This is a genomic window from Clostridium sp. (assembly GCF_022482905.1).
Lineage (GTDB): Bacteria > Bacillota > Clostridia > Clostridiales > Clostridiaceae > Clostridium_B.
On sequence record NZ_JAKVOI010000001.1, the window covers coordinates 737340 to 750288 of the forward strand.

The following is a 12949-nucleotide window of genomic DNA, read 5'->3' on the forward strand; positions in this document are numbered from 1 at the left end:
TAAATTAACTGTCACAAAAAGATCAGAACATGGAGGTTCATATTATAAATGGAAAATAAATCACAAGATAATAATATTATGAAGAAAATTTCAACATTTATTGTGGATAAACGGCATGGATTTTTTCTGATGTTTATCGTTGCCATAATCTATTGCATTGTTTCGATTCCAAAAGTCTCGATTAACAATGATATTACCAGCTACCTGCCGGCTGATTCTGAAACACGCCTTGGCCTGAACGTAATGAACAAAGAATTTACTACATTTGGTACAGCCAGTGTAATGGTATCTAATATCAGCTACGATCAGGCAGAAGAACTCAGTAAAAAAATAAAGGAAACAGAAGGGGTTTCTTCTGTTGATTTCGATAACAGCAGCAAGCATTTCAAATCGGCATCTGCCCTGTTTGACATTACATTTGACGGACAGGAAAAGGATAAAATAAGCATTGATGCCATGTCCAATATCAGAAAAATGCTTTCAGGATATGATTTTTACGTATCAAGTACTGTGGGGGCAGATAGTGCGAAGGACCTGGCAAAAGAAATGACCTCTGTCCTCATAATTACGGTTATAATTGTTTTGGGAGTTTTGCTGTTTACCTCCAAGACATATATGGAAATTCCTGTTCTATTAATTGTATTCGCTGTTGCAGCTGTTCTGAATATGGGGACCAATTATTTATTGGGCACAATATCTTTCATTACAAATTCCATAGCTATTGTGCTGCAATTGGCCCTTGCTATTGACTATGCTGTTGTTCTATGCCACCGTTATACCGAAGAAAGAGAAACAAAAGAACCAAGGGAGGCCACTATTACAGCATTGAGCAAGGGTGCTATAGAAATTGGCTCCAGCAGTCTTACCGCTATCGTAAGTTTGGCTGCTCTAATGTTTATGCGATTTCGACTGGGTTATGATATGGGAATTGTCATGATCAAGGCCATTGTATGCAGTCTTATGAGCGTTCTTCTTTTAATGCCTGGATTACTCATGCTTTTTCATAAAGGAATTGACAAAACCGGCCACCGGACATTTGTACCTACAATAGGTTTTATTGGAAAGCTGGCTAACACGACAAAGTATATCGTGCCTTTGTTATTCATACCTCTTCTGATTGTAACTTTTTATCTGAGCCGTCAAACTGAATTTGCCTTTGGTCAGAAGGACATCCCGACAATTAGACAAAGTGAAACACAGATTGCCGATCGGAAAATAAAAGAAACTTTCGGGCAGCCGAATATTCTGGCAGTGGTTGTTCCTTCCGGGGATTATGAAAAAGAAGGGGAGCTGCTTACTGCTCTGAGCAAAATAAAACATGTCACAGCAGTCACTGGTCTTGGAAATATAAAAGTAGACGATTATGTGCTGACAGATAAGATGACTCCGAGAATGTTTGCCGAACTTACAAATATGGACATTAATGACACAAGACTGCTTTATGCAGCCTATAGCCTCGAGCATGAAGAATATGGGTATCTGGTAAACGAGTTTAATAATCGGAGTGTAACACTTTATGAAATTTTCATGTATGCATATCAAAAGGTTCAGGAAGGCTATGTGACACTGCCTTCCGATACAGGAGAAAATTTAGATGAAATCCATAAGCAGCTTGTAATGGCGACAAAACAACTGCAGGGTAAAAATTATTCTCGAATGGTTATTAAACTGGATCTGCCGGAAGACAGTGAGGAAACCTTTGAGTATCTGCCGACCATACGGAAGGTGGTATCGGAATTTTACAAGGAAAATACTTTCCTTGTAGGAGAGTCAATTAATAATCATGATCTGGCAACCTCATTTGAAATTGACGATATAGTTATATCTGTATTGACTTTATTGTTTGTTGTATTTGTTTTGCTGTTCACATTCAAGTCTGCAGGATTACCCATACTTTTGGTCACTACGATTCAGGGAAGCATTTGGATTAATTTTGCGATTCAGGCATTATCCCATAATCGTGTTCATTTTATAAGTTATCTGATTGTTTCAGCGATTCAGATGGGGGCCACCATCAACTATGCTATTTTTATAACAAACAGATATCTTGTGGCAAAGAAACATATGTCTATTTCGGAAGCAATCGGCGAGGCAGTCAATGGAGCCTTTCCAACGATTATGACGTCGGGTTCTATCCTCTCGTCAACTGGAATTCTGATAGGCCTCCTCAGCTCGGACCCTGTCATCTCTGCCATAGGCAGCTGTCTTGGGAGGGGAACAATCATTTCCATTTTTCTTGTTTTATTTGTTCTGCCTCAGATACTGCTCCTCGGTGATATTATTATCGAAAAAACAAGATTCACACTACAAGCGGACACTTATCAAAAAGTCCAAAGCGGCAATGTACGTCTGAACGGGCATATTAGAGGCTATGTTTCGGGTATGATAAATGCCAACATCAAGGGAGACTTGAAAGGAAAAATTGATGCGGTGATTGACAGCCAAAATACATCAGTAGAACGTATTGATGAAACCGAAAGTACAGCACAGGAGGAGAAAAATCAGGATGAAACTTAAAAAGAGAATTGCAGTTTTATTGATAATTATTGCAGTATTTATTAATATTGCCGGTATTCCTGCAATGGCGGCACAGGATGAAAAAACTATTTATATAAATTCCGTAGAGGATCTTGTCAAACTCAGCAATGACTGTTCTTTGGATACATATTCGCAGGGAAAAACGGTATATCTGAAGCATGATCTGGATGTTTCCAATAGTAAATTTGCCGCCATTCCGACGTTTGGAGGAACTTTCAATGGTGGCGGGCATACAATCAGCGGATTGAAGATTACAAAAGCAGGTTCTGTACAGGGGTTATTCAGATATATACAGAACAGCGGCAAAGTTATTAATTTAAATGTATCGGGAACTATCCAGCCATCTGGAAGCAAGCAGGAATTGGGAGGAATTGCCGGAATCAATTATGGAGAAATACTGAAGTGCTCTTTTTCAGGATCTATTGTAGGGAGTAAGTCTGTTGGAGGCATTGTAGGTGTAAATGAAACTACAGGCTCAATCAAAGGCTGCAGCTCCTCTGCTTCGATTACGGCTGACCGTTGGGCGGGAGGCATTACAGGTAAGAATTTGGGTTCTGTTTTTTATTCCGCCAATAAAGGCAAAGTTAATGCAGTCTATACGCAAAAGCGCACTCCCAATACGACTGTCGATTCTAAAAACAGTAATTCTGATATTCTTCCAAAGTTTGGTGTGGGAACCGATGCTTCAAAAAATCAAACATCGGAAACCGATACAGGAGATTTGCTGAATGAGCCGGGAAGTTATATGGATGCCGGTGGGATTGCTGGGCATTCTTCCGGAATAATACAGTATTGTAAAAACTCAGGGAAAATAGGCTATCCACATGTAGGCTATAATGTAGGTGGTATTGCGGGCAGACAAAATGGTTATCTTACAAACAGCAGCAACCAGGGAGAAATTCAGGGCCGTAAAAATATAGGCGGTATCGTGGGGCAGATGGAGCCTAACCTTTCTCTTCAATATTCAGAGGATACCTTTCAAAAAATAGGAAGCCACCTTCAGAAGATGTCAGGTCTGTTTGACAACCTGCTGGATGATGTACACGGCAGCTCGAATTCCATATCAAATCAGATTACTGACACTATGAGAGCGGTTGACAGTGCTTTGACGACAACAAACACCCTGGCCCATCAGACAACCGACTTGATTTCGGAAGGTAGTGAGTCCATCAATAACTCAAGCGAGAGAATAACAAACTCCCTGGCAAAATCAGAGCAGGTTTTCGAACAACTGGAAAGCGCAGCAGACAACATGTCGGCTGCTGCCAAAAACGCTGCAGATGGATTTGATAGTTTTAAGGGAGGCAGTTCCAAGGCAGCTGAGGCAATGGATGATTTATCAGATGCTTTCGATAAATTCGGAGATGGTTCAGATAAGCTTCAGGATGCTTCGGATAAAGTTGTTGAAGCTCTTGATAAACTGATAGCAGCACCAGACGAGGACGAAAGAAAAGCTGCCCTGGAAAATCTGCAAAATGCTCTGGCTAGTGCCCAGTCTGCTGCTGAAGATATGAATTCCGCTCTTCAGAATGCAGTGACTGCTCTACAAAAAATACGCGAAGAAGATCCTGAAGCTTATGATGAACTCAATCAGGCGCTTGCCGATTTGTCTTCCGGTACTACGAAGCTCATTACAGCTTTTTCACAGATTAGTGCCGATTTGTCCGCTGTTATTGGCAATTCATTACCCTCAATCGATCTTGATGGTTTTGCAAGTAGAATGGCTTCTGCTTTGGAATCTTTTAATGAAGCGGTTGATAATGTGACCGAAGGTTTCGATAAAATTAGTGGTGCTTTTAATGAAATGTATAAGGCAAGTAATGATCTTGGTGAAGGTCTTGGATCTTTTAAGGACGCATCAAACAACCTGTCTTCCGCACTTGCCGATTTGAGTGATGCCTCTGCAAAAATGGAGCAAATTATTTCAGAATTGACAGAAGAGCCGATTATTCAGCTTCCAGTTCCTGATGAATCCTATTCTGATCATCTGGATCAGCTTTATGAATCCCTTTCTGAAATAACCTCCGGCATTGAAACAATAAACAACCTTGCGGCAGATGCTGGCACTGCGGTAACAAATGATCTAAAAGCGATTACTGCGGAGATGAATAATATTGGTGAAGAATTAGCCAGCTCCAATGAACAAAAGGAGGATGCCAACCTTTTTCAAGACATTTCGGATAAAGAACTGGCCGATGCTAAGGAAGGAAAGGTTGCCTTCTCTGAAAACACCGGTGTTGTGAGCGGAGATGTTTCTGCAGGTGGGATAGCGGGTTCCATGTCAATATTTTATGAATTTGACCGGGAGAATGATGTTCTCAATCCTCAAACTACTGGAACAAAATCACTGAATTTCGCATACAAAACAAGAGCTGTCATTTATCAATCCTATAACAGAGGAGAGATTACTACAAAAAAGAACTGCGCCGGCGGAATTGCAGGAGAAGCAGATTTAGGAACGGTATATGGCTGCCAGAATTATGGTAATATTAAAAGCACCGATGGAAATTATGCAGGAGGCATTTCTGGCAGTTCCCTGTCCACAATTCGCCTTAGCTATGCTCTCACGGAGATTTCCGGAAAAAGCTATGTTGGAGGCATTGCAGGTTCGGGAGAAAATATTGATAACTGTTATGCTTTCGTTAGAATAAACAGTGATGGAGAGCACACGGGATCTATTGCAGGAGCTGGTGACGGGAACATTACTGATAACTATTTTGTTGAAAATCAGTGGAATGGGGTTGACGGAATAAGCTATAGTGGAAAAGCGGTTCCTCAGGAATATAATAATTTTATCATGGCAGAAGACATGCCGACTGAATTTAAAAATCTAAAACTCCGCTTTCTGGTGGACGGCAAGGAAATAGCCGTAATTCCATTCCATTATGGGGAGTCTATCTCCACCAAGATGCTGCCTGAAATCAAACTAAAATCCGGGTATTCTGCGAAATGGCCTGATTATGATTACAGCAATTTGACTTTTAATGAGACATTTGAAGCAGAGTATGACCCTCTGGTTACTGCCATTGCCAGCAAGCGAACTCGAGGGAAACCTGCACGCCCAATTCTTATAGCGGAGTCCTCTTTCGAGAAGGGCGCAGTCATTACCCTGTCTAAAGCAGAAACGAAAAGCAAAATGATTTCAGTAAATGATCAGAGTATCCTGGAGTCTTGGAAGGTGGCGGTCAACGGCCTACACGTAAGTGCAACAAAAATCAAATTTCGATACCTTGCACCCAAAACAAGTGGTAAAATTCATATTTTGGTCAAAAAGGGTTCTGGTTGGGAAGAAGAAGCTTATAAAGCGGATGGCAGCTATCTAGTTTTTATGATGGAGCCACAGAGCGTGTTTGCTGTTACGATGCAGCCCAATATTTTTCTGGAATATCTGGCTGCCTGGATAGCTTTAGCTAGTTTGTTCATCATTATTACGATACTGTTCCTGTTGTATCGCAGAGGAAAATTGATTCAGATAAAGGCCTATTTTAAGAAACTAATAAAAAAAATGGGAAATAGATAAAGTCATAGGAGTATTGAAGTATTTTTTATGGGTTGGGGAATAAGTTTAACTACAAAAAGAGTGTTGTAAAAATTATTGTTTATAAATTGAGAGCAAAGGATACTGAGATTATTTATAGGTGGGTGAGAAAGATGTATAAGATATTAATTGTAGAGGATGATCCTGAAATCAATAAAATGCTGCAAACTTTGTTGAGAAAAAATAAATACACAGCGGAAGCTGCATTTTCTGGCACAGAGGCGCTTTTGTTATTGGGAAAAGAGTCTTTTGATTTGATTTTATTGGACTTGATGCTGCCCGGATTGAGCGGGGAAGAGATTTTAACGAAAATTAACGAACAATTCCCAATTCCTATTATATGTGTATCTGCAAAAGATGATTTAGACACTAAACTTGGACTGATTCGAGATGGGGCAGATGATTATATAACAAAACCCTTCAATAATGAGGAATTAATTGTGAGAATAGGCGCAGTATTGAGAAGAGTGAACAAGGATACAAACATAGATAAATCCAATATATTTCAATTCAAAGATATGATTTTGGACAGTGAAAATCATATCGTAACTGTCAAGGGCCAGCCCATTGAACTTACAATGAAAGAATATAGTATATTGCAATTGTTAATTAGTAATCCCAGGAAAGTATTTACCAAACAGAATATATTTGAAAGCGTCTGGTCTGAGGAATGTATTGTGGATGAAAGAGTAGTTACGGTACATGTCAGTAATTTGCGCAATAAATTAAAACATGGAGAAGTATACATAAAAACAGTTTGGGGAATAGGATATAAAATGCAGGACAGTTAATTTATAAACTTTATACTTTCTTGATAAATTCTAAACCCTATTTTAATATCTTTTATTTATTATTTAAATGTAGGCTTAAATAATATTTTGATTACAGAAAATAGGAGGCAAAATATATGGGGTTGGTATTACAGACTGATGGACTGACTAAAAAATATGGAAAACAAACAGCTGTAAACAAGGTTGACTTGAATATTGAGAAAGGTGATATCTACGGACTAATAGGGAAAAATGGTGCAGGCAAAACAACAATTATGAAAATTGCCTGTGGATTGATTTACCAGGATGAGGGTGACATCCAGCTGTTTGAAAGCAGTAATTTAGAAAAAAGCAGAAAAAGAATGGGATGTGTTATTGAACAGCCGGCACTTTATCCTGACATGACAGCAGGGGAAAACCTGATTTATTATGATAAACTGCTTGGTATTACGGACTATGGAAATGTGGATGAGGTTCTAAGCCTGGTTGGTTTACAAAATACAGGCAAAAAGAAAACTAAAGCCTTTTCTCTTGGCATGAAGCAGCGTTTATCTATTGCAATTTCCTTATTGGGCAGTCCTGATTTTCTTATTCTGGACGAGCCTATCAATGGATTGGACCCTTCTGGTATCAAAGAAGTTAGAGAACTGCTGTTAAAACTCAATAGTGAAAATGAAATTACTATATTGATTTCCTCTCACATTTTAGGAGAGCTTGCCAGGATCGCAACAAAATATGGAATTATAGATAAAGGAGTACTTGTGGATGAGTTTCAAGCAGTGGAATTGGAAGAGCGCTGTAAAAAATGTCTTGCCATTTCGGTAAATGATTCTGAAAAAGCAGCCTACATTTTAAAAAACAACATGGAAAGTGAAGATTTCAAAGTATTTGATGAAGGGAAAATCTGTATTTATGACTGCCTGGATACACCTGAACAGATCAATAAGGAATTGGTTGAAAATGGTGTTTTAGTATCAGAAATTTGCCTGGAAGGAAATGATACAGAGGCATATTTCCTTAAGATGATGGGAGGCAGTCAATAATGATGAATGTTGTTTCCAGTGAATTCTATAAAATATTTAAAAGCAGGGTCTTTTATGCCATATCAATTATATTGCTGGCAATGAATTGTATTTCTTTTGCAGCCTCTGTTTCTCTCAAGGTAAAAGGGAAGATGTCAGGAACGGGATTTTCCAATTATCAAGGATCCTATAGTGCAGATTTTATCTTCTATATCATCCCTATTTTTATAGCCTGCCTAATTACTGCTGAATATTCAAATGGCAGTATACGGCAAATGGCCTGTCATGGAATAGCCAGATGGAAATTGGTTCTTGGACAGTATATAGCCATGTCTTTTGTTATTACGATAATTCTATTGGGGTTTGGAATTTTAAATTTATTATCATGTACAATATTATCTGAATTAGGAGAAGTTGATACAGCTGCATTTATTCGGATGAATATTGGGGTGATTTGCATGTTCTGGGGTACTGCAGGAATTGGCACTTTCTTATCTTATCTATTAAAAAACGAAGGTATTGCAATTATAGTTTCTATTTTACTAGTTACAGGCAGTAATTTTATAGCAAATCTGCTTGCTTTATTAACCAGAAATGATGTTTTTACAAGATACTCTCTTACAAATATGCGTAAGACTATAATTGATTTCACTTCAAAACCAGAGGAGGTTATGAAGTATTCAATTGTATTTTTCTTAATTGGAATAATTACAATTCTGGGGTCCAGTTTGTTGTTCTCAAAAAGAGATGTAGATTGACTGACAAGAAAAAGAGAGGAGAGAATATTTTGAACATATTAAAAACAGAAAATCTTTCAAAAATCTATGGAATTGGTGATACAAAGGTTACTGCATTAGATAATCTAAATTTAAAAATAAGTAAAGGTCAATTTGTTTCAATAATTGGACCAAGTGGATCAGGTAAATCTACACTTCTTCATATATTAGGAGGTGTTGATCGTCCTACAAAAGGGAAAATATATATAGAAGGAACAGATATTTCGTCAATGAATGAAACTGAATCAGCTTTATTTCGACGAAGAAATATAGGATTAATTTATCAGTCTTATAATTTAATTCCTACACTTAATGTGGAAAAGAACATACTATTACCCATGCTGTTAGATGGTGTAAATCCTAAACAAGAAGACTTTGATAAAATTGTAGATATGCTTGGTTTAACACAAAGACTTAATCATTTGCCAAACCAACTTTCTGGTGGACAGCAGCAAAGAGTTGCTATAGGACGAGCATTAATTCATAAACCGGCCATTATTTTGGCTGATGAACCTACTGGTAATCTCGATAGGAAAAATACCAAAACAACTCTTGACTTGTTGAAACTTTCAAACAAAGAATATAATCAAACAATTGTGATGATTACACACGATAAAGAAATTGCCTTATCAGCTGATAGGATAATTAAAATTGTTGATGGAAAGATAGTGTCAGACGAGGTGAACAAGAAATGAATATTATGAATGAATACACATATCACCAAATAAAAAAAATAAAAGACATACTATTTCCATATTAGTTGCTATAATAATTGCTTCTGCATTATTGTGTTCATTATGTATATTTATGTATTCTATATGGGATGCGAAGGTAACATCAACAGTTGAAAAAACAGGTTATTGGCATGGAGAATTATGGGACTCTATATCTGGTGATAAATTAAAATATATTACAAAAAATCCAGATGTTGAAACTACGATGATTAAAGGAAATTGGGTCACTGCTGAACTTTCTAATTCCAAACGTCCATATCTGTTAATGAGAGATGCAGATAAAAATTTCTGGAGTGACATGAATTTGAAAAATACGCTTACAAAAGGTCATATTCCTAAAAAATCCGGCGAAATTGTTGTATCAAAATTATTCTTTACAGATAATCCCACACATAAAATTGGTGATAAGTTAACACTTCCCATGGGAAATCGTATGTTAAATAATAAAGTAATTAAAACTCAAGATTATAAACAGACAGGTGAAACTTTTAAGATAAAAGAAACTAAGACTTATACAATAGTTGGTGAATTAGACATTTCTGGAATTTCAGCTTATCCAGGATATATTGCTATGGGCTATTTAAATGTTTCAGACATTCGACCTACTGATGAACTTACAGTTTATATGCGTTTTAAGAATCCTCGTAAAATATATAAGACATTACCTAATATTGCAAAATCTGTTGGATTAACCAAAGACGAATATGGACAGTATGGAGTTATGTATAATACCCAGTTATTAACTTTATATGGAATTAGCGATAAAAGCAATACAAGTACTCGGCTTATTATAATTTTAGCTATAGTAGCAATCCTATTTTTACTAGTTATGGGTGCATTTGTTCTTATTATTTATAATGCATTCTCACTATCTGCTAACAGTCGGATTAAAGAATTGAGTATTCTAAAAAGTCTAGGAGCAACTCCAAGACAAATCAAGTATTCTGTCCTTTATGAGGGATTCTTGCTATGGATTGTTCAATTACCAATTGGTTTAATTATAGGATATATATTTAGTTATATTGTCTTCTCTAAAGTTAATAGAATCCTCAGCATTACAGAAAATTATAATAATATACATGTTTCCTTCTCATGGATAGTAATTGCTTTTTCCGTAATAATGTCATTAATTACTGTTTTACTATCAGCATATATTCCTGCAAGAAAAGTGTCAAAAGTGTCAGCTATTTCTGGAATACGTCAGAATAGCCAAATTATAAAAATCAAAAAGCTAAAACGTCATTCAATAATCAAGAAAATATTTGGTATAGAAGGTGAACTGGCAAGTTCTCAATTTTCAGCTAATAAAAAAAGTTTACGTACAGCTGTCCTATCTATTTCAATATGTTTTATCTTAATAGCAGGTTATATTAATATTATTTCAATATATAATTTAGCCGACTCTAAGAATGATAAAGAAGTCAGTCATGATATTACACTTAATCTAGATATTGTTGATGAACCAAGTGATAAAATGATTAATGAGATTATATCATTGCCCGAGATTAAAGATAGCGTAATTAGAAGAAAGGTACGTACTTCAACCTATGTGACATCAAATCAAGAGTCAGCTATTTTTGCTAAATCTGGTGGATTTGCTGGAGTAGACTTCAATAAATACAATGTATTAAAAGAAAATGGGAAGTATAGAATTATAGTAAATTTAGTAGGATTAAGCGATAAATCATTTAAAAAATATTGTGGAGATATTGGAACTGATGCTGAACAATATTATAAAAAAAGTAACTCAACAGGCATATTGTTAAATAGCTCATATCATAAACCCGCCAATTCAAAAGTTGTACAAAAAATACCCTTGTTAAATACAAAACAAGGAAGTAAAATGCTTTTATATGAAAAAGTAGACGATGATATGAAAACAAACAATAAATTTTATGTTAATATAGGTGACGTTACAGAAAAATCTCCCAGTGACCTGGATGGTAATAGATACAGCTTAGCATTTATTGTTCCTATGAAAAATTATAAACGGATAATTGGTGACTTTTCATCAGATCGTAAGCTTGAGTCTAATATAATGTCAATTGATTTGTTAGTTGGAGATAAGGCAAGTCCAAACGTAAATAAAAAATTAACACGAATCTGTAATTCTTACCTAGGATCACAAGATTTTAGAATATGGAGCTTGTTGGAAGAAAAGAATCATAAAGAACTTGTTCAGAGAGCTGTTGCATTTGCTGTTTTTGCTGTTGCATTAATGATTGGAATAATTGGTATTTTTAATGCATTTTCTACTATATCAAATAATATCAGACTGCGTAGGAAAGAGTTTGCCATGCTTCGGTCAGTAGGATTAACACCCAGAGGATTAAATAAAATGTTGATATTGGAAGGTCTGTTATTTGCATTAAAACCAATTATTATTGGCATTCCAGTCGTACTTGTTATTTGTTGGTCAATGTTAAGATTAACATTGATAACATGGAATGAGTTTATAGCTGTTTTTCAAGGCAAAGCAATTTCAATTTATATTACACTAATATTTATAGCTATATTTTTGTCATATTGGTTTTCTGCTAAATCTGTTAAACAAAGTAATATTATAGAAGCAATGAAAGACGAATTAGGGTAATTCATATAAAGGAGTCAATATGGAATATATCTGGGTAATCACAACTTTTTTATTGATATTTATGTTTATCATACTTGTTTTTTATCATCTGTATTACCGCATGAATATTAAATATATTACAAAACAGCTAGAGGAAATTATGAATATAAAAGATACCAACCAGCTGCTGACAGTAACAGCAAAACAAAGGGATATTACAGAGATGGTTAATCAGCTCAATAATTTAATTCGGGATGTAAGACTGTCCCGCATAGGGATTAAAAGGCTGAACAGGAATTTCAGACAAAGTATAATTAATATTTCACATGACTTGCGTACACCGCTTACAACTGCCAGTGGGTACGTTCAAATGCTCCAGGCAAGTGCTGCAGATAAAGAACAGCAAGAGTATCTGGCAATAGTACTGGAACGGCAGAATATGGTCAGGACACTACTGGAACAATTATTTGAATATGTACGTATTGAATCAGGAGAGATTACCTATGAACATGTGCCTATGGACGCGAAAAAAGTTTTGATGGATACACTTGTTATGTATTATGATGATTTTTACAAGAAAGGGGAGGAACCAACTGTTCACTTTCCGGAAAAGCCCTGTGTAATACAGGGGGATGAACAGGGAGTGAAAAGAATATTTTCAAATATTTTATTTAATGCAATTGTACATGGAAAGGGAGAGTATTGTTTTGAAATTCAGGAATCGAAGGAATCATCCAGTTACATGTTTACTTTTTCCAATCTTAGTGAACCCATGACAAGAGATGATTTAGATTGTATTTTTGAACGTTTTTACACAAAGGATAAATCTAGAAATAAAAAAACTACAGGACTAGGACTGACAATAGCCAGGGAAATTACCAGACAGTTGAATGGAACAATAGAAGCTTTTTATAATAATGGCAAATTCTCAATATGCTTGATTTTTTTAAAAAGATTGTAACGAAATTTACTTTCAAGAGTCTTATTTATGAGAGAGAG

At 36.0% G+C, this 12949-nt stretch carries 8 protein-coding genes; all 8 read left to right on the forward strand.

The window, feature by feature from the left end:
• The first annotated feature begins 48 nt into the window (after positions 1 to 48).
• The 8 genes from LKE46_RS03925 to LKE46_RS03960 all read left to right on the forward strand — a co-directional run bounded on the left by LKE46_RS03925 (position 49) and on the right by LKE46_RS03960 (position 12911).
• Positions 49 to 2517, forward strand: coding sequence for an MMPL family transporter (locus tag LKE46_RS03925; RefSeq protein ID WP_291718622.1), 2469 nt, complete (start codon positions 49 to 51; stop codon positions 2515 to 2517).
• The gene (locus tag LKE46_RS03930) at positions 2507 to 6058 is read left to right on the forward strand and encodes a GLUG motif-containing protein (protein WP_291718624.1); all 3552 of its coding nucleotides are present in this window, start codon (positions 2507 to 2509) and stop codon (positions 6056 to 6058) included. Before LKE46_RS03925 ends, LKE46_RS03930 begins: the two co-directional genes overlap by 11 nt.
• Positions 6059 to 6189: 131 nt before the next feature.
• The gene (locus LKE46_RS03935; protein ID WP_291718626.1) at positions 6190 to 6867 is read left to right on the forward strand and encodes a response regulator transcription factor; all 678 of its coding nucleotides are present in this window, start codon (positions 6190 to 6192) and stop codon (positions 6865 to 6867) included.
• A gap of 116 nt (positions 6868 to 6983) precedes the next feature.
• Positions 6984 to 7889, forward strand: coding sequence for an ABC transporter ATP-binding protein (locus tag LKE46_RS03940; RefSeq protein ID WP_291718628.1), 906 nt, complete (start codon positions 6984 to 6986; stop codon positions 7887 to 7889).
• Positions 7889 to 8626: an ABC transporter permease gene (locus LKE46_RS03945; protein ID WP_291718630.1), complete on the forward strand. Its 738-nt coding sequence runs from the start codon at positions 7889 to 7891 to the stop codon at positions 8624 to 8626. Before LKE46_RS03940 ends, LKE46_RS03945 begins: the two co-directional genes overlap by 1 nt.
• Positions 8627 to 8655: 29 nt before the next feature.
• Positions 8656 to 9339: an ABC transporter ATP-binding protein gene (locus LKE46_RS03950; protein ID WP_291718632.1), complete on the forward strand. Its 684-nt coding sequence runs from the start codon at positions 8656 to 8658 to the stop codon at positions 9337 to 9339.
• 112 nt (positions 9340 to 9451) lie between these two features.
• On the forward strand, positions 9452 to 11971 hold the full coding sequence (locus tag LKE46_RS03955; RefSeq protein WP_291718633.1) for an ABC transporter permease: 2520 nt from the start codon (positions 9452 to 9454) through the stop codon (positions 11969 to 11971).
• 139 nt (positions 11972 to 12110) lie between these two features.
• Positions 12111 to 12911 carry a sensor histidine kinase gene (locus LKE46_RS03960; protein ID WP_291718635.1) on the forward strand — a complete coding sequence of 267 codons (801 nt, stop codon included), beginning with the start codon at positions 12111 to 12113 and terminating at the stop codon, positions 12909 to 12911.
• The last annotated feature ends 38 nt before the right edge of the window (positions 12912 to 12949 follow it).

Excerpts from the sequence above, each read along its gene's own strand:
- LKE46_RS03935 (WP_291718626.1), top strand. The coding sequence starts at position 6,190 with ATGTATAAGATATTAATTGTAGAGGATGATCCTGAAATCAATAAAATG.
- LKE46_RS03925 (WP_291718622.1), top strand. The coding sequence starts at position 49 with ATGGAAAATAAATCACAAGATAATAATATTATGAAGAAAATTTCAACA.
- LKE46_RS03955 (WP_291718633.1), top strand. The coding sequence starts at position 9,452 with ATGTATTCTATATGGGATGCGAAGGTAACATCAACAGTTGAAAAAACA.
- LKE46_RS03945 (WP_291718630.1), top strand. The coding sequence starts at position 7,889 with ATGATGAATGTTGTTTCCAGTGAATTCTATAAAATATTTAAAAGCAGG.
- LKE46_RS03940 (WP_291718628.1), top strand. The coding sequence starts at position 6,984 with ATGGGGTTGGTATTACAGACTGATGGACTGACTAAAAAATATGGAAAA.
- LKE46_RS03930 (WP_291718624.1), top strand. The coding sequence starts at position 2,507 with ATGAAACTTAAAAAGAGAATTGCAGTTTTATTGATAATTATTGCAGTA.
- LKE46_RS03960 (WP_291718635.1), top strand. The coding sequence starts at position 12,111 with ATGAATATAAAAGATACCAACCAGCTGCTGACAGTAACAGCAAAACAA.